Annotated in this window: 18 protein-coding genes and 1 pseudogene; 10 read left to right on the top strand and 9 right to left on the bottom strand. The window is 40.1% G+C overall.

The genetic code is table 11. From position 1 onward, the window contains the following. Window positions 1-82: 82 nt before the first annotated feature. Together MN869_RS06365 and ppsA are read right to left on the bottom strand one after the other, a co-directional pair. A pseudogene (locus tag MN869_RS06365) lies at window positions 83-463 on the bottom strand (DUF4339 domain-containing protein); the annotation flags it as partial. 351 nt (window positions 464-814) lie between these two features. Then, window positions 815-3,193 carry a phosphoenolpyruvate synthase gene (ppsA, locus tag MN869_RS06360; RefSeq protein ID WP_004806022.1) on the bottom strand — a complete coding sequence of 793 codons (2,379 nt, stop codon included), beginning with the start codon at window positions 3,191-3,193 and terminating at the stop codon, window positions 815-817. A gap of 158 nt (window positions 3,194-3,351) precedes the next feature. Between ppsA and MN869_RS06355 the strand changes: the two genes are divergently transcribed. Beyond that, window positions 3,352-4,188 (top strand): pyruvate, water dikinase regulatory protein, encoded by an 837-nt coding sequence (locus tag MN869_RS06355; protein WP_004806023.1) that lies wholly within the window; start codon window positions 3,352-3,354, stop codon window positions 4,186-4,188. A gap of 275 nt (window positions 4,189-4,463) precedes the next feature. Next, window positions 4,464-6,542: a GGDEF domain-containing phosphodiesterase gene (locus MN869_RS06350; RefSeq protein ID WP_005322200.1), complete on the top strand. Its 2,079-nt coding sequence runs from the start codon at window positions 4,464-4,466 to the stop codon at window positions 6,540-6,542. A 60-nt stretch (window positions 6,543-6,602) separates the two neighbouring features. Here the strand turns inward: MN869_RS06350 and MN869_RS06345 are convergent, their stop codons facing one another. Further along, the gene (locus MN869_RS06345) at window positions 6,603-7,604 is read right to left on the bottom strand and encodes an LLM class flavin-dependent oxidoreductase (protein ID WP_162180586.1); all 1,002 of its coding nucleotides are present in this window, start codon (window positions 7,602-7,604) and stop codon (window positions 6,603-6,605) included. A 136-nt stretch (window positions 7,605-7,740) separates the two neighbouring features. Beyond that, window positions 7,741-8,253: a glycine zipper domain-containing protein gene (locus MN869_RS06340; protein WP_241345130.1), complete on the bottom strand. Its 513-nt coding sequence runs from the start codon at window positions 8,251-8,253 to the stop codon at window positions 7,741-7,743. Between the two features lie 246 nt (window positions 8,254-8,499). On the opposite strand from MN869_RS06340, the gene MN869_RS06335 reads away from it, so the two are divergent. Next, the gene (locus tag MN869_RS06335; protein WP_033134826.1) at window positions 8,500-9,213 is read left to right on the top strand and encodes a 16S rRNA pseudouridine(516) synthase; all 714 of its coding nucleotides are present in this window, start codon (window positions 8,500-8,502) and stop codon (window positions 9,211-9,213) included. Here MN869_RS06335 and MN869_RS06330 read toward each other — a convergent pair whose 3' ends face one another. The 3 genes from MN869_RS06330 to MN869_RS06320 all read right to left on the bottom strand — a co-directional run bounded on the left by MN869_RS06330 (window position 9,214) and on the right by MN869_RS06320 (window position 11,082). After that, entirely contained in the window at window positions 9,214-9,657 is a 444-nt protein-coding gene (locus MN869_RS06330; protein ID WP_005204693.1) for a GNAT family N-acetyltransferase, read from the bottom strand. Window positions 9,658-9,755: 98 nt separating this feature from the next. Beyond that, a complete protein-coding gene (locus tag MN869_RS06325; RefSeq protein ID WP_005152044.1) occupies window positions 9,756-10,064 on the bottom strand; it encodes a type II toxin-antitoxin system RelB/DinJ family antitoxin in 309 nt (102 codons plus the stop codon). A gap of 109 nt (window positions 10,065-10,173) precedes the next feature. Next, window positions 10,174-11,082, bottom strand: a complete 909-nt coding sequence (locus MN869_RS06320) for a pseudouridine synthase (protein WP_033134825.1) — start codon at window positions 11,080-11,082, stop codon at window positions 10,174-10,176. Window positions 11,083-11,199: 117 nt separating this feature from the next. Here MN869_RS06320 and tsaE point away from each other — a divergent pair, with 117 nt between their 5' ends. From tsaE to MN869_RS06285, 7 genes are all read left to right on the top strand, one after another. Then, the gene (gene tsaE, locus MN869_RS06315; protein WP_033134824.1) at window positions 11,200-11,676 is read left to right on the top strand and encodes a tRNA (adenosine(37)-N6)-threonylcarbamoyltransferase complex ATPase subunit type 1 TsaE; all 477 of its coding nucleotides are present in this window, start codon (window positions 11,200-11,202) and stop codon (window positions 11,674-11,676) included. Further along, window positions 11,666-13,603 carry a DNA mismatch repair endonuclease MutL gene (mutL, locus tag MN869_RS06310; protein ID WP_005322209.1) on the top strand — a complete coding sequence of 646 codons (1,938 nt, stop codon included), beginning with the start codon at window positions 11,666-11,668 and terminating at the stop codon, window positions 13,601-13,603. The genes tsaE and mutL overlap by 11 nt, the downstream gene beginning before the upstream one ends. Before the next feature lie 6 nt (window positions 13,604-13,609). Then, on the top strand, window positions 13,610-14,554 hold the full coding sequence (gene miaA, locus MN869_RS06305; RefSeq protein ID WP_033134823.1) for a tRNA (adenosine(37)-N6)-dimethylallyltransferase MiaA: 945 nt from the start codon (window positions 13,610-13,612) through the stop codon (window positions 14,552-14,554). Window positions 14,555-14,645: 91 nt separating this feature from the next. Further along, window positions 14,646-15,158, top strand: a complete 513-nt coding sequence (hfq, locus tag MN869_RS06300) for an RNA chaperone Hfq (RefSeq protein WP_241345129.1) — start codon at window positions 14,646-14,648, stop codon at window positions 15,156-15,158. An 81-nt stretch (window positions 15,159-15,239) separates the two neighbouring features. Further along, a complete protein-coding gene (locus MN869_RS06295) occupies window positions 15,240-16,097 on the top strand; it encodes an EamA family transporter (protein ID WP_033134542.1) in 858 nt (285 codons plus the stop codon). Window positions 16,098-16,130: 33 nt separating this feature from the next. Then, a complete protein-coding gene (locus tag MN869_RS06290; RefSeq protein ID WP_004806053.1) occupies window positions 16,131-16,718 on the top strand; it encodes a TetR/AcrR family transcriptional regulator in 588 nt (195 codons plus the stop codon). Window positions 16,719-16,796: 78 nt separating this feature from the next. Further along, window positions 16,797-17,423, top strand: a complete 627-nt coding sequence (locus tag MN869_RS06285; RefSeq protein ID WP_033134543.1) for an NAD(P)H-dependent oxidoreductase — start codon at window positions 16,797-16,799, stop codon at window positions 17,421-17,423. 62 nt (window positions 17,424-17,485) lie between these two features. Here MN869_RS06285 and nfsB read toward each other — a convergent pair whose 3' ends face one another. Next, complete coding sequence (gene nfsB, locus MN869_RS06280; RefSeq protein WP_033134544.1) at window positions 17,486-18,139, bottom strand: oxygen-insensitive NAD(P)H nitroreductase; 654 nt, start codon at window positions 18,137-18,139, stop codon at window positions 17,486-17,488. Window positions 18,140-18,429: 290 nt separating this feature from the next. Then, window positions 18,430-19,146 (bottom strand): UDP-2,3-diacylglucosamine diphosphatase, encoded by a 717-nt coding sequence (locus MN869_RS06275; protein ID WP_033134545.1) that lies wholly within the window; start codon window positions 19,144-19,146, stop codon window positions 18,430-18,432. Window positions 19,147-19,224: the final 78 nt, after the last annotated feature.

The raw sequence follows: 19,224 nt of genomic DNA, 5'->3' as shown, positions 1-19,224 counted from the left end.
TGGTACAGCTAAAACGGTGGCTGTTGCATAAATATCTGAAGATTAGAACAACTCTATCTTTCGTCTATTTGTGCAACAAAGCCATTTCAAACAACTCTTGGTATTGGCTTTCATTAAAAAAGAAAGATGGGATAGAAGCCATCGGTAGCCAAAGGATGAGATCAAAAACTTTCGCTAGCGCACGTGAATGAAAAGGTGCGAGTTCAGGTGCTTTTTGCTCGACTTTGATTTTGTAAGTTGGTTCGTTCGTTTCAGTTTTAATTTGAGCACTAAAAGGAGAGTAACCTACAGGTTCGTAGACAAGTTTACCTTGTGTCAGTTCACCAAGTGTTTTCCATTCAGCCATACCTTCATGCCAAGCTAAATCGGTCAATAAAACTTGTTGACTGGCAAGCATTTGGTTTACTTGTTCTAAACTGTAAGGTCCTGCTTGTTGATTATTACGAGCCAAGTAAATTTGCATAATTTTAAAATCTCAATTACAAGGGTGTGTTGACATTTCAGACATGTCTGGCGTTATAGGCTAAAACAACCCAAACAAGGCATGAAACGTAGACAATGGCAGTTCCCTTGTCAAGTTTCATAACGAAGTTTGGGGAGGTTTTAGCCATAACCCTACGGGACAAGGACATTTTTGCCACTACTGCGTTATCTTGCGCAGCTGCAATCGCTGCTCATTATTTAGAATGGCTAAATTGCGTAAGCCATGCCTTGTATTGTCTAAAAATGTCCGTTGTCGCAAGTATCTCTGAAATCTCAACAGACCCTACGATGAAAAAAGACCCTGCGAAAGAGGGTCTTTTTCTAAAAAAGACTAGGCTTTCTTGATTTGTTCTTCAGCAAGGAAGAACCAAGTATCAAGTACTGAGTCAGGGTTAAGTGACACAGATTCAATACCTTGTTCCATGAGCCACTTCGCAAGGTCAGGGTGATCCGAAGGACCTTGACCACAAATACCAACGTATTTTCCTGCTTTGCGGCAAGCATGAATTGCCATAGAAAGGAGCGCTTTAACTGCTGGATCACGCTCATCGAATAAGTGAGATACGATACCAGAGTCACGGTCAAGACCCAGTGTTAATTGTGTTAAGTCGTTTGAACCGATAGAGAAACCATCGAAGTGCTCAAGGAATTGCTCAGCCAATAGGGCATTGGTTGGTAATTCACACATCATGATGACTTTGAGGCCATTCTCACCACGTTTTAAACCATTCTGAGCAAGAAGTTCGATCACACGTTTCGCTTCAGAAACTGTACGCACGAATGGGATCATGATTTGGATATTGGTTAAACCCATTTCATCACGTGCTTTTTTCAAGGCACGACATTCAAGTTCAAAACAGTCACGGAAGTTATCAGATACATAACGACTCGCACCACGGAAGCCCAACATTGGGTTTTCTTCTTCTGGCTCGTATAGCTTACCGCCAATCAAGTTTGCATATTCATTCGATTTAAAATCAGACATACGAACAATCACTGGCTTTTCTGCAAATGCAGCAGCAAGTGTTGAAATACCTTCAACTAACTTCTCGACATAAAATTCGATTGGAGAAGAGTAGCCAGAAGTACGCGCCATAACGGCAGCACGTGTTTCGCGTGGCAAGCTGTCAATGTTTAACAATGCTTTAGGATGCACACCGATCATACGGTTAATGATGAACTCAAGACGTGCAAGACCAATACCTTCATTCGGGATTTGAGCGAAGTCAAAAGCACGGTCAGGGTTACCAACGTTCATCATGATTTTGAATGGTAATGAAGGCATTGAATTAATCGAATTACGTTGTACTTCGAAATCTAATGCACCTTCATAGATGAAGCCAGTATCACCTTCAGCACATGAAACTGTTACTTCTTGACCATCAGTCAGTACTTCTGTTGCATTACCACAACCCACGATTGCTGGAACACCTAATTCACGTGCAATAATTGCTGCGTGACAAGTACGACCACCACGGTTGGTCACGATTGCAGCAGCACGCTTCATCACTGGTTCCCAATCTGGGTCAGTCATGTCAGATACAAGTACGTCACCGTCCTGAACCTTATCCATTTCTTTAATCGACGTTACAACACGCACTTTACCTGAACCAATGCGTTGACCGATTGAACGACCTTCACAGATAACAGTACCGCGTTGTTTTAACAAATACCGTTCCATGGTACCGACATTTTGACGGCTTTTTACTGTTTCAGGACGTGCTTGAACAATATAGATTTGACCATCATCGCCATCTTTTGCCCATTCGATATCCATCGGCGAGCCGTAGTGTTGTTCGATGATTAAAGCTTGCTTTGCTAATTCGTGTAATTCGTGATCATTTAATGCGAATTGTTGGCGTTCTGGTTTTTCAACGTCAACCACAACCACTGATTTACCCGCAGAACCTTCTTCACCATAAATCATTTTCTGGTGTTTAGAACCGAGGTTACGACGTAAAACAGAGTGTTTACCTGCATTTAAAAGCGGTTTAGATAAATAGAATTCATCTGGGTTTACAGCACCTTGAACGACCATTTCGCCTAAACCGTAAGATGCAGTAATAAACACAACATCACGGAAACCTGATTCTGTATCAAGCGTAAACATAACGCCCGCAGCACCAGTTTCAGAGCGAACCATACGTTGTACACCAGCAGAAAGGGCAACAACACTATGTTCAAAGCCTTGGTGTACACGGTAAGCAATCGCACGGTCATTATAAAGTGATGCAAAAACTTCTTTAATCGCGATAAGAATATTATCAATACCGCGAATGTTGAGGAATGTTTCTTGTTGACCTGCGAAAGACGCATCAGGTAAGTCTTCAGCCGTTGCAGAAGAACGTACCGCAACAGCAATGTCTGGGTTGCCGTTTGAAAGTGCAGCAAAAGCTTCACGAATTTCTTGTTCTAATGTCGCAGTAAGCGGAGTTTCAACAATCCAGTTACGGATTTTTGCACCAGTTTCAGCAAGTGCATTTACATCTTCTACATTTAGCTGAACAAGTTCAGCCTGAATACGAGCGTTTAAGCCGCTTTGATCCAAGAACTCACGATAGGCAGCAGCAGTAGTTGCAAAGCCACCAGGTACCGATACACCAGCATTGGATAAATGGCTGATCATTTCACCCAAAGATGAGTTTTTCCCACCTACGAGTTCGACATCGTGTTTTCCTAATTTTTCCAGACCGATTACGCGCGCTTCCAAAGTATTTACTCCACTTTTTTTGCAGTATGAATGACCATCATTGGTATGAAATTATACAAAAGTGCTTAGATTTAGTGTTTTACTAAGCGACAGTCATGTTAGATGAGTTTACTATAAAGATTATAGAGCACTAAGACAAATGTTTAAGGAGAATTTTGATGCCCGTAAGTAAAGAAATTAAACGGAGCGTTTTTTTTATTTCAGATGGTACCGCAATTACCGCAGAAACCCTTGGACATTCACTACTTGCGCAATTTCCAAACGTTGATTTTGACATCCATATTATACCGTATATTACGACTGAAGAGGCGGCTATGAATGTCGCTGTAGAGATCAATGCATGTCAAAGTCGTGATGGTTCTTTGCCGCTAGTTTTTGATACCTTGGTTGATCCGCATGTCCGTGAAATTATCAATACTGCTAAGGCGGTCAACTTAGACGTTTTTGAAGGCTTGATTAGTAAATTAGAACAAGAATTAGGTACGCCACCGACCACTTTGGTTGGACAAACTCATGCGGTAACTGATTCTGAATATTATAAAGCGCGTATCGATGCCGTACATTTCGCACTGGACAATGATGATGGGGCAAGAACACGCCATTATGACAAAGCTGACATTATTTTAATTGGCGTATCACGTTCAGGAAAAACCCCGACCTCAATTTATTTGTCATTACAATTTGGTATTCGTGTAGCGAACTATCCATTGACTGAAGAAGATTTGGATGACAATCGTTTGCCAAAAGTACTGCGCGAACATAAAAACAAGCTATTTGGTTTGATGATTGATGCCGAACGTTTGGTGGCAATCCGTAACGAACGTAAAGCGAATAGCCGCTATTCAAGTTTCAGCCAGTGTCAGATGGAATTACGTGCGATTGAAGGGATCTATATTTCTGAAGGGATTAAATATTTAAATGTCACGGAAATGTCGATTGAGGAAATCTCAACACGTGTCTTACAAATGACGGGTTTAAAACGTCGTATTGGCTAATCAGGCCTGACTACCTCAGTCATCTGGATGGGGTAGTCTGTAATTTTTTAGATCATTTTCTTAAAGAAAGTTTGACAAATATCGTGAATTTAAAGTAAATAATTGATATTAAATAATAAAGTAAATCTAACTGATCAGTCTGCAATTGGTGATAATTTTATTGCATTTCTGCTACAATACTGTGATTTAAATCTCACTTTTTATTGTTGGTGGTCTATGGCTTTTATTGCAACTGAATATCTTGATAGAGAGAGTTCTGTTTGGAACAGAAGTCTGTGAACTTGGCAATTCCTTTTCACTCTAACCATCAACTGAGTGAGGCCCAACAAAATATTTTTAACCGTATTCCGAGTCTGGTCTGGCTGCTCTCTGAGTATGGAGATGCGTATTTTTTTAATAGTTTAAGCCAAGAGTATATTGGTTTTAACGACCTAGAACATTTTGCAAAAGACTGGGTCGATTTAATCCATTCTGAGGATAGAGCAATCTTCCAAAGTGAGTGGCAGCAGGCATTTATCTATAAGTCCCCATTTCAAATTGAATGCCGATTAAAACATCAGTCTGGTGCATATCGCTGGTTTTTATTGTCAGCAAAATTTATAGCGGCGAATTCAGAAGAAAAAGCACATTGGTTTATCAATAGCGTTGATATCCATGAAACCAAGCAGTATCAACAAAACTTAGTTCAGTGTATTAATGCCCAAACCAACATGCTGGATAATAGTATTGATTGCATAAAATTATTAGAAGCAGATGGCTCTTTACTGCATGTCAATAAAACGGGATGTATCGCACTTAATCTTCCTCAAAGCCAAAATAGCTTTGGCATGAAGTGGGCCGAGCTGTTACCTGTGGAAATAAGAACCAAGGCAAGTTATGCCTTAAAAACGGCACTTAAAGGGAAGGCTGCGCGTTTCCGTGGGATGAGTGGAGAAGGGGCTGAAAGACAATATTGGGATAATTTACTCACGCCGATATTAAATGATAAGGGCCAGATCGTGCAGGTTTTGTGTCTGTCTCGCGATGTGACCACACAACGCCAAACTGAAATCCAATTACAGCTTTCGAGTGAGTTAGACGATTTAACAGGGTTATATAACCGTCGTTTCTTCAAATTACAACTTAAGCGTGCATTACATCGACATAAAAAAGGCAAGAAGTTACTCGGCTTGATGTTGCTAGATTTAGATTACTTTAAACATGTCAATGATACGCTTGGCCATGCAGCTGGAGATCATCTACTCCGTGTTCTGTCTAAGCGAATAGAAAACATTTTGCCTGAAAACACTTTTGTCGCTCGTTTAGGCGGTGATGAGTTTGCTATTGTCGTCAATGGAATTGAGACACAAGTAGAGCTTGAAAAAATAGCTGTGGATGTGAGTCGACAGTTAGAAGCCCCGATTACTTATGCTGGCAATTTGATTAATGGCAGTATGAGTATCGGTTGTGCGATTTATCCACGAGATGCAAAAGACTCAGCTAATTTAATGAAATGCGCAGATACTGCGCTCAATGATTTGAAAGCGACGGGACGTGGTGGTTTTCGTATGTTTAACCAGCAGATGCAAGTTGCGGCTCAAAACATTGCAATTCAATTAAATGATGCGCGCCATATTATTCGTGATGATCTTATCGTCCCATTTTACCAGCCGAAAGTGCGTTTAGCAGATGCGAAGGTGGTTGGTTTCGAGGCATTATTGCGTTGGCAGACGGAAGATCAGCATATCCATTCACCTTGTAATATTGAACAAGCATTTCAAGACTATATTCTGGCAACAAAAATTAGTGATGCAATGCAGAATAAAGTTTTTAAAAATATTGCAGCCTGGATAGCACAAGGATTGGATGTTGTTCCTGTTTCAATCAATGCAGCACCAGTCGAGTTTCTGAAAGACAATTATGCTGAGCGTTTACTCCACCGTTTAAACGCCTACAACATTCCACATCATTTAGTAGAAATAGAAATTACTGAACATATCTTGGATGATCGTGGTTCTGACTATGTGATTCGAGCATTAAATTTATTGAAACAACAAGGCGTTAAAATATCATTGGATGACTTCGGTACGGGACATTCCTCTTTAACCCGTTTACGGGACTACCCAGTAGATTGTTTAAAAATTGACTGCGATTTTATTCGTCAAATGAATGATGATGAGGCGATTTTAGCCATTGTACAGGCGATCATCGCTTTGGGGCCAAAACTGTCATTGGATATTGTTGCGGAAGGTATTGAGAACACTGAACAATTAGAACTCTTAAAATCTTCTGGATGCTCAATCGGACAGGGCTATTTATTTAGCCGAGCTGTGAATGTAGAACAAGCAACAGAGATGCTCCAAGCTGGAATTTAAATGGATGGTGAATCTACAAGGCTGATTGGGAAATGAACCTTGTAGACTTAAGCCAAAGATTTAGCTGTTTTTAATATCCATCAATAAACTAAAATTATCTAAGCGTTTTTGCGTATCGTAGATATCACAAGTAAAGATGAATTCATCGACATCATATTGCGCTGCAATTTTATTTAATCCAGCTTTAACACTTTCTTGAGAACCAATTTGTGCCATGGCATAAAAATTCTGAATTGCCACTTGTTCAGCGCTAGATGCAAGACTTTCAGTTGAATCAATCGGTGGTTTAAGCTTTAAGCTATGACCGCGGATCAGATTCAAAATACGTTGATATGAACTGGTCGCCAGATATTGAGCTTCCTCATCTGTTGCAGCAACGACTGTTGGGACACCCATTGAAACATAAGGTTTATCGAGGTATTCCGAAGCTTGGAAGTTATCACGATAGATCTCAATAGCTTGACCTAACATTCTTGGTGCAAAATGAGACGCAAAAGAATAAGGCAGTCCAAGTTTTGCGGCCAATTGTGCGCTAAATAAACTTGAGCCGAGTAACCAAACAGGCACATGGGTATTTTGACCTGGTGTGGCGATAATTCTCTGATTCGGTTGCGGTGCTTTAAAATATTGCAGAATCTCTATCACATCTTGAGGGAATTGATCTTCAGTTTCCTGACGGCCGCGACGTAAGGCGCGCATGGTCATTTGATCTGTGCCTGGTGCACGACCCAAGCCGAGTTCAAAACGGTCTGGATAGAGTGTGGCTAGTGTTCCAAACTGCTCTGCAACCACCAATGGTGCATGGTTTGGCAGCATGATACCGCCAGAGCCCAAACGGATGTGCTGCGTATTTGCGGCAATAAATCCTAATAAAACTGCTGTTGCTGAACTGGCAATCCCGTCCATATTATGATGTTCAGCCAACCAAAAACGCTCATAACCTAGTTTTTCCGCATGTTGCGCGAGTTCTAATGCATGACGGAGAGAAAACTCGATACTCTTGTCATCTCGAACAGGAGCGAGTTCTAGGATAGAGAATTTTATATCTTGTAGTGATTTCATCATGGTGTCTCAAAACTATATATCGAAATAATACGATATAAGTTTGGTTTTGTATATCGTTTTAGATCGATATATGGTTTTGATCAAACAAAAAAAGCGCCCGAGGGCGCTAAAGGGGTAAAACGTTTTGATCTGATTAACGGTGTTTGTACCAGCCACGGTGGCGGCCATTGTCATGACGGTAGCTTTCACGAGAATTGTAATAGCGACGGTCATCGTAAGAACGGCGATTATCATAACGGCGGTCATAGCGACGATCATCATAACGTCGATCTGCATCACGGTCTTGACCAACCTTTTGACCTAATGCCGAACCACCAGCTGCGCCTAGGGCTGCACCAATATAACCACCATTGCTTCCGCCGATATTACGGCCAACGGTATAACCACCCACACCACCTAAACCACCACCAATGGCAGCTTCGGTACGGTCGCGTCGATTACTCGATGCAGCTGCACCGCCAGCACCACCGATTGCAGAGCCAATCATGGCACCTGTATCACCACCAAGTTGTTTTCCCAAGGCGGTACCAACCACACTGCCTAGGGCAGAGGTTGCAGCAACACGAGTGGTATTGTCTGCATGTGCAACGGTCATCATTGAAGATGCTGCTAAGATAACGCTACATAACCACATATTCGATTTCATGGTGAAACTCCTTATCCATTCTTTTGGACAATATTCTTTTTGCTTGTGACAAATGTAACAAGAGTTGTGGCTGAAAATATGGAGCGCAATATCTAGATTGAGAGTGTTTGACGAGGGTTTTGTATGGGTTGTATTACAAGTGAAGAGATTGTGAATAAATTATAAAAATAAAGAATGAATAGGCAACGAGCAACAGCTAGCGTTGTAATCGAGTACAATGGCCGTAGTTTAGCTTAGGATTTATTTATGCTGCTGGAAAAAATTTTGCAATCACAAGGCTTTGGTTCACGTAAGTATTGTCAGCAGTTAATTAAAAATGGTTCTGTTCAGATTGATAATCAAGTCTGTGATAACCCGAAACAGAATATCAATACCGATCAACTGGTCTTTGAAGTATTTGGTGAAGAATACCAATATCGAGAGCACGTCTATATTGTTTTAAATAAACCGCAAGGCTATGAATGTTCGCATCAGGCGACACATCATAAAAGTGTATTTAGTCTTTTTCCTGAAATTTTGCTGCATCGTGGGATTCAATGCGTGGGGCGTTTAGACCAAGATACAACAGGTCTATTATTGCTGACCGATGATGGGCAATATCTACAAGCATTGACGCATCCACGTAAACATGTACCCAAAGTTTATCATGTGACCACAGCAGATCCAGTTACAGCTGAACAGCAACATGGCTTAGAGCAAGGTGTCGAACTGCGTAATGAGAAAGGCACCTATGCAGCCACCGATGTACAATTATTCTCAGAACATCAAATTGCAATGACCATTCACCAAGGTGTTTACCATCAAGTCAAACGTATGCTGGCAGCTGTTGGAAATAAAGTTGAGGTCTTACATCGACATCAAGTGGGTTTACTTGAACTTCCTGAGTTGGAGGAAGGTGAATGGACCTATTTAACTCCTTCGCAGAAGCAGCTAAGTCAGAATATTGCTTTAGATGAATGATTACTTTAAAAAACAATGAAAGGTTTTGAACTCACTGTCTTGAATAAAGCCCATTTGTTCGTATAGACGGTGAGATTGATAATTATTTTTTTGCGTTTCTAGGCTGATACGTTGTGCATTTTCATGCCGTGCGAATAAGATCGCTGTATCAATCAGTTGTTTAGCGGAACCTTGTTTTCGATAAGAAGGAGTGACATAGACATCATCGAGAATATAGTAGGTTTCGCAAGCCACTGAAGAAAAAGCAAGGTAGAGTAGTACAAAGCCTGTAAATACGTCATCTTTAACATGAATGAAAATGACACTGTCTTTGTTGTCAAAGCGATGTTTTAAAAATTGATAAGATTGATCAATATTTGATGATGCACCGTAGAACTGACGGTATTCGTCAAACAAGACAGCAAGTTGATGAAGATCTTCCTTTGTTGCTCGCTTAACAATCATTCCTGCCCATCCTTACACTTATAATTTTATTAGGACTGTCAGAATAGCGAAAAAAATTCAGCTTAAAAAATAAAAACTTGTTTATAAATGCAACATTGTTAAGTTTTGTCACTTTCACCAAGAAGGGCGTTTAACTCTTCAAAAAGGTCTTCATGATCATCTTCAATTTCGACAGAAGATGGGTTTTCAGTACTGGCGGCTGCTTTTGATTTACGCAGTTTTAATAACTGTTCCATGTTGATGTTCTGGTTTTCAATTGCAAATGGAATCGACTTGGTGAGTACCACTTGTTTAAAGAAAAGGCGAACGGCTTGAGCAGGGGAGATACCCAACTGTTTAAACACGGCAAAAGCTTGCTTCTTTTCCTGTGAATCGAGGCGAACCTGATAAACTTCTGTTTTTCGCATGAAGAATGAGACCAAATATTTTTAGTTATCGTCATGTATTTTAAACCATTGCAATGTAATTTCAATATTTTTGAAGTGAAAAAATAGAATTTTTGTCATTACGGTGTATTTACAATGTGAGTTCAAGCTTAGAGCTAAACTGCATTTCTTGATTTAGAATCGGATCAATAAACCAAATTTCTTTGGCAAGTAGCTGCAATGGCTGACTAAAATCATCCTCTGCTTTATGCTCAATATAAGGGTAAAAAGAATCGTTAAGTATCGGAATATTCAGATAATTTAAATGCACGCGTAATTGGTGCTGCTTTCCTGTTTTGGGACTAAGTTTATATTTGGCATGCTGCTGATCATGCATTAACAGTTCAATTAAAGTCTCAGTATTATTGGGTTTTTCAGGGTTAATTTGCATCGTATAAAAAGGCTGACCTTTTTCTAAATGTAGTTGCAAAATTTGTGGAAAATCCAGTTCAGGTCGATATTTTGCAATGGCATGATAGGTTTTTTGCACTTTTCGTTCGGCAAAAAGCTGCTGATACGCACCTCTTGAGGTGGCTTTTTTACAGAATAAAACCACACCGGCTGTTTCTCGATCAAGTCGATGGATGGGGGTGAGATCTTCGTAGCCTGTTTGTTTTTTCAGTCTGACCAAGAGGGTTTCTTGTACATATTGCCCCGTTGGTGTCATGGTCAAAAAGTGTGGTTTATCGACGACAAGTAAATCATCATTTTCAAATAGGATTTCATGTTGAAATGGCACATGGACTTCATGCGCAAGAAAACGATAATAAAAAATATGAGTATTGGCTGTATAGCGGCTTTCTACTGTGAGCTTGGTGCCATCTGCCGCATAAATCAGCTCATCTGCAAAACGCTGTTGCCATTCGCTAACTTGAATATGTGAAAAATGTTGGCAGAGATAATCAAAAATGGTCGATGCCGAAACGTCATGAGGCAAAAAAACTTTACTGGCACTGACACCATTAATGAGCGGAGGCGTAAATTCAATGATTGATGACATACAGCGATATCGACTCGGTATAAACGATGAAAAAAAAGCCAGTTTAAAAGGAGTTTATTAGGCTTTAAAGCAGGGCAATGTTATCATAGCTGCCATCCCAATTTTGTTTTATTTGCCATGTCATCTTCAGTGAAATTTACTTTAAATCATGAACAAGACACTCAACGTTTTGCACAGGTGCTATCACAACATGTGCACTCAGGCATTATTTATTTAATTGGTGATTTGGGTGCAGGAAAAACCACGTTTACCCGTTACTTTCTACAAAAGTTAGGGCATCAAGGTTCGGTCAAAAGTCCGACTTATACCTTGGTTGAACCTTATACCATTCATGGTAAAGAGATCTTCCATTTTGACCTGTATCGTTTGAATGATCCCTATGAACTTGAGTTAATGGGTATCCGTGATTATCTGGAAACACCCGATGCTTTATTTTTATTTGAATGGCCATCGAAAGGTGGTGATGAAATTCCAAAACCAGATATTGTGATTGATATTCAAAAATCAGAAGATGAACTGACTCGATTTGTGACTTTAACCACAGAGTCTGAAGCTTTATCTCAAACTTTGCAGGAACAATTGAATGGCGCATGATTCAACTCGTCGTATTCATACCCTTGATGCTGCCTTAGCCAACCAGATTGCGGCGGGTGAGGTAATTGAACGTCCATCATCTGTGGTCAAAGAATTATTAGAAAACTCAATTGATGCGGGTGCAACTGAACTGATTATTCGAGTTGCACAGGGGGGGGCAACGTTAATTGAAATCATTGATAATGGTAATGGTATTCATGCAGAAGATTTACCTTTAGCGGTGATGCGTCATGCCACCAGTAAAATTCAAACTGCTGATGACTTACATGCAATTGTGAGTCTGGGATTTCGTGGAGAGGCTTTAGCGTCAATTGCAGCCGTATCACGCTTAACCCTGACCAGTAGTCAAGATGAGCAAGGTGTCGGCTATCAAGTTGAAGTGAATGGTACGGCTTTTGATCATCAACAAATTCAGGCAGTCGCTGCACAAAAAGGCACGCATATTCGCGTACAAGATTTATTTTTTAATGTGCCTGCACGCCGTAAATTCTTAAAAAAACCAACCACTGAATTTAATCATATTGAAGAAATTGTTCGCCGTCTGGCTTTAACCCATTTCGATATTCGTTTTGTGCTAGAACATAACGATAATATTCGTTTAAACCTGCCTGTCGCTGACAGTGGTGAATTACGCTATCAGCGTGTGCAACAGTTATTAGGCCAGCAATTTATCCAAAATGCGTACTGGATCGATTCAGACAGTATCAATATGCGCTTATCTGGCTGGTTGGGACATCCTTCGGATGCACGTGCACAAGCTGACATGCAATATGTGTATGTGAATGGTCGTATTGTCAAAGATAAAACCATTTCACACGCTTTACGTATGGCCTATGACGGAATTTTGCATGGTCATCAACATTCCTCCTATTTGTTGTTTTTAGAAGTCGATCCTGAAAATATCGATGTGAATGTGCATCCGACCAAGCATGAAATCCGCTTTTTAAACCAGCGTGAAGTGCATGAATTTGTACGTCACTATGCCAAAGCAACCTTGTCTCAATTTCAGACTGCAAGTGCAGATTTAGCACAGGCAATGAAAACAGATGCGGCGGATGATCATTTTAATTATCAACCACAGCCAAAATACCAAGAACAATTTAATTTACATCGTGCGACGGTAGAAGCAGAACCTCAAGTCAATCAGCAAGTGGCTGTGTCGACTGATTTATTGACTGAGTTTAATCAAAGTCGTCCACAAGCAGTGCACTACAATTCAACACCACAAGAACCACGTTATAACGGTTCTGCGCACTTGAATAATGCACTCAAAAGTTATTTGGCGCCTTTACGTGAAGATGCAGAAGATGGAAATGATCAAGCTCCATCACGTGTAGATGAATTTCCTTTAGGGATTGCAATTGCACAACTGCATGGGATTTATATTCTGGCGCAAAATACTGAAGGCCTGATTATTGTCGATATGCATGCGGCACATGAACGTATCTTGTTGCAACAAATGAAGTCAGCATGGGATAAACCTGAGTTTTGGACGTCTCAGCAGTTATTGATTCCAAAAATTGTATCTATCACACGCATGCAAGCGACACGTATCGAAGATTTACAATCACAATTGCAACGGCTCGGTTTAGAAGTCGATCAATATGGTGATGATCAAGTGATTGTGCGTGGTGTCCCTGCGATTTTGCATAAGGCTGATTTTAGCAACCTTATCCCAGAACTGCTAAATGATCTTGATCCAAATGATGAAGCGAGAGGTTTATTGCAAAAACGTGATGAATTGCTCGCTGGGATGGCTTGCCACGGTGCTGTGCGTGCACATCGCCAGTTAAGTTTATCGGAAATGAATGCTTTATTACGTCAAATGGAACAAACCGAGTTTGCCAGCCAATGTAATCATGGGCGTCCAACTTGGCGTGCGTTTCCACTCCATCAATTAGATAAATTATTTGCTCGAGGAGAGTAGTTTTACATGTCAAATCAATTGCCCGTCATCAATTTAATGGGGCCTACCGCAAGCGGTAAAACAGCATTGGCATGTGAACTTTATGAGCGTGGAAATTGCGAACTGATTTCAGTCGATTCAGCTTTAGTTTATAAAGATATGGATATCGGCACAGCGAAGCCAACCAAAGCAGAACAAGAGCAATATCCGCATCATTTGATTGATATTATTACGCCTTTAGAGGTGTATTCGGCGGCACAATTTGTTGAAGATGTTTGCCCATTGATTGATGATATGCATGCCCGTGGCAAAACCCCAATCTTGGTGGGCGGAACCATGTTGTACTTTAAAGCCTTGCTTGAAGGTCTGGCAAGTAATTTACCCAATGCGGATCAAACGATACGTGATGCCATTCTTCAGCAAGCTGAACAACAGGGGTGGCAATCTGTCTACGAAGAGTTGGTTGAGGTAGATCCTGTTGCTGGAGAAAAGTTTAAAGTATCGGATAAGCAGCGCATCATTCGTGCGCTTGAAGTGTTTCGAATCACGGGTGAACCGATAACAAAACTACAAGCTGAACAACCTAAAAATCAACCATATCGTTACATATTTCATAACTACGCATTAATGCCAGATCGTTTAGAATTACATCAACGCATTGAGCAAAGATTGAGCAAAATGTGGAATATTGGTTTTTTGAATGAAGTAGAGGAATTGATTAAAAAATACGATTTAAATGATGATTTACCGTCTATGCGGTCTGTTGGTTATCGTCAAGCTTTAGATTTTTTACTAAAAAGTGACTTAAGTCTCAAAAATAAAGTAGAAATGGAGAACAAAGCCCTTTTTGCGACGAGGCAATTAGCTAAACGTCAATACACATGGTTACGTTCTTTGCAAGAAATACACGATTTTAAAACTTACGTGACGATAAAGCAGGCGAAAGAAGACTTGCGAAACTTCTTTGGATAAAGCAAAATTCGCAGGCTGTCTTTTTATAATTTTTAGTTGAAAAATAAAGATAGTTTTTTTGCGCTGATTTAAAAATTTTTTGGAGTTAAAAATGTCTAAAGGTCAAACTTTACAAGATCCGTTCTTAAATTCTCTCCGTAAAGAACGTATTCCAGTTTCTATTTTCCTTGTAAACGGTATCAAATTGCAGGGTCATATTGAGTCATTTGACCAATATGTTGTTTTGTTGAAAAACACTGTAAGTCAAATGGTTTATAAACACGCGATTTCTACAGTTGTTCCTGCGCGTAACCCACGTCCTGCTGGTGCTCAAGGTACTGCTGGTGGCTTCCCTGCACAAGGTGCTACTGGTGGCTTCGGTGGTCAAGGCGCTGCTGGTGGCTTCGGTGGTCAAGGTGGCGGCTTCGGCGGTCAAGGTGGCTTCGGCGGTCAAGGTGGCTTCGGTGGTCAAGGCGGCTTCGGCGGTCAAGGTGGCGGCTTCGGTGGTCAAGGTGGCTTCGGTGGTCAAGGCGGCTTCGGTGGTCAAGGTGGCTTTGGTCATCAAGGTGGCTTTGATGGCGAAACTAAATTCGAAGATGGTCAAGAAGACGAAAACAATCGTTAATTGATCGATGATCTTTAAGAAAATGCCAGTCTCACGCTAGACTGGCATTTTTTTGTCTATTAGAAAGCTAGAATAAATACTATGGAAATGGTTGTTGCTGCGGCATGTTGTAGTGTATTGGTCTCAATTTTGCTGAAATACCTAAAAGCAAAGGGATTTGATGTTTTTCAAATGATTGCGTGGAATTATTTGAGCGCAAGCCTTTTATGTTTTTATTGGTTTAAAACCGATATTACGCATATCTCTTTGAATCATACCCCTTGGTGGTTAATTCTTATTTTAGCTGTGTTATTACCCAGCATATTTTTATGTTTGGCGAAGTCTTTGCAATTTGCAGGTATCCTGAAAACGGAAATTGCTCAGCGGCTTGCAGTCATACTGTCGTTATTAGCTGCCTATTTTATTTTCGGGGAGCAGTTTAGCCAATTAAAATTAATTGGCGTCGTACTGGGCATCATTGCGATTTTAGCGATTATTATCGGACAGGCCACAGAGCAGGCTAGTAAAGGCATGAATTTAAAATCAGCCTTGTTTTTGTTTAGCGTATGGGCCGGTTATGCTGCTGTCGATATATTACTTAAATACAGTAGTAGTCTAGGTTTACAGTTTGCAGTCACACTGAATTTAACGTTTATTGCAGCCTTTATTTTATCCATCGCTTATATCGCAATTACTCAACCCAATTGGCAGCCTAAAAATATTTTTACAGGTTTATTTTTAGGTGTACTCAATTTTGCCAATATTGCCTTATATGTCAAAGCACATATGATTTTCAAAGAAACGCCAGCCATTGTTTTTGCGGGTATGAATATTCTTGTCGTGGTACTTGGTGTTCTTAGTGGTGTTGTATTATTTAAAGAACGCTTAAAAGCGTATACTTGGATTGGATTGATCTGTGGTGTGGTTGCAGTCCTGTGTTTAGCCAAAGCAATGATGTAAAGCGATTTGGTTAAATTTGATGGAAGTAAAATTATGACTGGTAAGAGACTGAGTAAAGAAGAGCGCAGACAGCAACTGTTGCAGGTGGCCCGTTCAATTATTCGAACTCAGGGTGTAGAAGCCCTAACCCTAGGATATTTAGCAGAGCAAGCTGGTATTACTAAGCCAATTGCATATCGACATTTTATTGACCGCGAAGGGTTACTGATTTCGATTTATCAGGAGTTTGATGATAAACAAACTGCAGAGCTTAATCGGTCTTTAGCTGCCGAAGCAAAAAACTTACAACAAACCATTCATATTTTTTGCGACGCTTATTTAAGTTGTTTTATCTCAACGGGTCCGGAGGTTGGATTGGTCATTGCTGCTTTGTCTGGTAGTGATATCTTGCAAAACTATTTTCAGCAATGTCAGCAAAAGTTCACAGAAATTTTTAAACAAAGCATCCATCCATTTATTCAATTGGATGGAAAAGAGGGTGAAGCGATCGTGATCGCGATCATGGGCTTGATTGAAACGGTATCGACAGCAGCAAGTAAAAATCAAATTGATGCACTGACTGCACAGCAGGTGATGGAAAATTCACTTTTAGTTATTTTACAAGATTATTCAGCGATCTAAATATAGGCAGCAAAAACCGAGTTGACAGCATAAGTTACTATTGGTAACTTGTGTGAATCATCTATTCGGAATTGATCTATGTCTAATTCAAATAAACTCCAGCATGCTTTGATTGTTATAACGCATCCAGATACACAATCACTTTCTCATCAGATTGCACAGCATATTTCTCATGATTTAACTGGAAAGGGTATTTCAGTAGAAATTGCCGATTTATATAAGGAAGGTTTTCAAACTGCGATGACGCTTTCTGATATTGAAGCTTATCGTGGTCGTCAAGCTTTGGACGCAGATGTCCAATTTGAACAAGCGCGCTTTGATCGTGCGGATATTGTCTATTTTATTTTTCCTGTGTATTGGTGGTCGATTCCTGCTTTCTTAAAGGGCTGGTTTGAACGTGTATTTAGTCAGGACTGGGCCTATAAATACGATGAACAGGGGAATCTATTGGGTACTTTAAAAAATACTCTAGTCAAATTGATTGGGACTGCAGCAGGAACGCAATCTGGGTTTGATCGGCACGGTTATACACAAGCGATTCATAAACAAATTGTGGAAGGAATTTTTGCCTATTGTGGGATTGATGATGTCCAAATCTCAATGCTATTTAAAGCAGATTTTATTCAGGCCGATGATCTGAAGGTCTTCTTTGAAGAATTAGACCAGACTGTTTTAAGTCAATCTCAAATCAATACGAATGCGTAATGTTAAGCCCTAATAATAAGGTTTAACTAGTTATCATTAGGGCGTTCATCCAATAAGTGCTGTTATAGACGAGTAAAAACCACTTCATCCGGTAGTCGTGATTTCGGCAGTTTGGCATTGAAATCACTGTCACTGCGATAACCGAGTGCAACAATTACAGAGGCATTTAAGCCTTTTTCAGCTAAACCAAATTCTTTATTCATGAGTTCTCTATCAAACCCTTCCATAGGTGTTGCATCGATTCCTTCTAGACCCGCAGCAAAAAGCAGTTGTCCAAGTGCAAGGTAGGTCTGGTTTTCCATCCATGCCGGAAGATTTTTCAGTTCATTACGATAGAACTCAACATAACCAGAACGGGTGGCACGTTGTCCTTGTTTGGCAGTTTCATCTTTAAAACGGCCACTGGCATCATCTTGCTGTAATAATTGCTCTAGGTATTCAGCAGAAATATCAGTACGTGTGCAAAATACTAAGGTATGTGAAGAATTGAGAACTTTGGCCGCGTTATACACATAATTGCCAGTCAATGCCGATGCGATACGCTGCTTTGCTTGATCAGATTCAGCAACCAAGAAGTGCCAAGGTTGAATATTTACCGAAGAAGGGCTGAAACGTAAAATTTCTAACAATTTCTCAAACTGTGCTTGAGGAATTTTTTTCTCTGCATCATAAGCTTTTGTGGCGTAACGTGTTTTTGCTGTAGCTAAAGTATCCATCCGTCATTCACTCGATTTTAAAATTTAATTTATTTTACTTGATCTAAATTTCACGAAAAGTAGCTAAATGTGATTTCTATATAGATTTAAGTCGTATATGAGTGGGTTAGAGCGATTAAAGCTCTGATCAAGCGTAAGGAGATGACCGATTGAAGGTTTAGCGAAGTACAAGATGCTTAAAGCGACTAAAACTTTTATCCAAGTGTAAGGCAATAATTTATTAATGAATGGCTGAGATAAAAATATGAAGAGATAAAAGAAGTCGTTAAGATCAGTTAAAGAGTGATTAACTAATAGAACCACTGTTTAAAATCTAATTGATAATTTTCTTGCTCATTGAGCTCTAAAATCCAAGCTGAATCTGCTCGCCAATCTCCTAACACAATACGTTGTTTATTCAGGACATGGTGAATCTCTGGACGATGGGTATGGCCGTGAATTAAATAATCAACGTGTTCAATCACGGATTCTACTGCTTGAGCATTAACATCCATAATGTCATAACTTTTCAGCTGTTTGGTTTCGCTACTTTTTTTACGGAAACCATTAGCAAGTTTTTGTCTAAAGCTCAATGGAGTGCGTTTTATTAGCCCCAATAATACGGGGTTACGAATCACTTTGCGAAAACGTTGATAAGCAACATCATCGGTACAGAGTGCATCGCCATGTTCCAGTCGGAAGGTATGCTGCTGAATATTTAAGGTATATATGTCAGGGAGCAAAATCCCATTAAATTGTTTTAAGAACTTTTGACCTAAGGCAAAATCACGATTACCGACTTGGAAATAAATTTGGTTGTTCGCTGCGGTGAATTTTTGCAAAGCACTGACAATTTCATCTAACCATGGGGCAGTGTAATCATCACCAATCCAAGCATTAAACCAATCACCCAAAATATAGAGTTGCGTGTTTTTATCCTGATATTGTTTCAATAAAGCTAAAAACCCTCGAACGAGTCGAGGGTGATCAGGTGACAAATGTAGATCTGAGATAAACAGGTAGGTCACACTTTTATCCTATTTTATAATCCCTCCCAACCTCCCTTTGTAACGGGAGGAGTTTCCCCTCTTTTAAAAGAGGGGTTA

The sequence above is a fragment of the Acinetobacter sp. NIPH1876 genome (genome assembly GCF_022808535.1).
In the GTDB taxonomy this organism is placed as follows: domain Bacteria; phylum Pseudomonadota; class Gammaproteobacteria; order Pseudomonadales; family Moraxellaceae; genus Acinetobacter; species Acinetobacter higginsii.
The sequence above is the reverse complement of the archived record's forward strand: the minus strand, read 5'-3'. Positions and strand labels throughout refer to the sequence as shown.

What these genes read in the sequence shown, in the direction of transcription:
- MN869_RS06355 (WP_004806023.1), top strand. Translation starts at nt 3,352, where the DNA reads ATGCCCGTAAGTAAAGAAATTAAACGGAGCGTTTTTTTTATTTCAGAT.
- MN869_RS06345 (WP_162180586.1), bottom strand. Translation starts at nt 7,604, where the DNA reads ATGAAATCACTACAAGATATAAAATTCTCTATCCTAGAACTCGCTCCT.
- MN869_RS06340 (WP_241345130.1), bottom strand. Translation starts at nt 8,253, where the DNA reads ATGAAATCGAATATGTGGTTATGTAGCGTTATCTTAGCAGCATCTTCA.
- MN869_RS06335 (WP_033134826.1), top strand. Translation starts at nt 8,500, where the DNA reads ATGCTGCTGGAAAAAATTTTGCAATCACAAGGCTTTGGTTCACGTAAG.
- MN869_RS06330 (WP_005204693.1), bottom strand. Translation starts at nt 9,657, where the DNA reads ATGATTGTTAAGCGAGCAACAAAGGAAGATCTTCATCAACTTGCTGTC.
- MN869_RS06325 (WP_005152044.1), bottom strand. Translation starts at nt 10,064, where the DNA reads ATGCGAAAAACAGAAGTTTATCAGGTTCGCCTCGATTCACAGGAAAAG.
- MN869_RS06320 (WP_033134825.1), bottom strand. Translation starts at nt 11,082, where the DNA reads ATGTCATCAATCATTGAATTTACGCCTCCGCTCATTAATGGTGTCAGT.
- tsaE (WP_033134824.1), top strand. Translation starts at nt 11,200, where the DNA reads ATGTCATCTTCAGTGAAATTTACTTTAAATCATGAACAAGACACTCAA.
- mutL (WP_005322209.1), top strand. Translation starts at nt 11,666, where the DNA reads ATGGCGCATGATTCAACTCGTCGTATTCATACCCTTGATGCTGCCTTA.
- miaA (WP_033134823.1), top strand. Translation starts at nt 13,610, where the DNA reads ATGTCAAATCAATTGCCCGTCATCAATTTAATGGGGCCTACCGCAAGC.
- hfq (WP_241345129.1), top strand. Translation starts at nt 14,646, where the DNA reads ATGTCTAAAGGTCAAACTTTACAAGATCCGTTCTTAAATTCTCTCCGT.
- MN869_RS06295 (WP_033134542.1), top strand. Translation starts at nt 15,240, where the DNA reads ATGGAAATGGTTGTTGCTGCGGCATGTTGTAGTGTATTGGTCTCAATT.
- MN869_RS06290 (WP_004806053.1), top strand. Translation starts at nt 16,131, where the DNA reads ATGACTGGTAAGAGACTGAGTAAAGAAGAGCGCAGACAGCAACTGTTG.
- MN869_RS06285 (WP_033134543.1), top strand. Translation starts at nt 16,797, where the DNA reads ATGTCTAATTCAAATAAACTCCAGCATGCTTTGATTGTTATAACGCAT.
- nfsB (WP_033134544.1), bottom strand. Translation starts at nt 18,139, where the DNA reads ATGGATACTTTAGCTACAGCAAAAACACGTTACGCCACAAAAGCTTAT.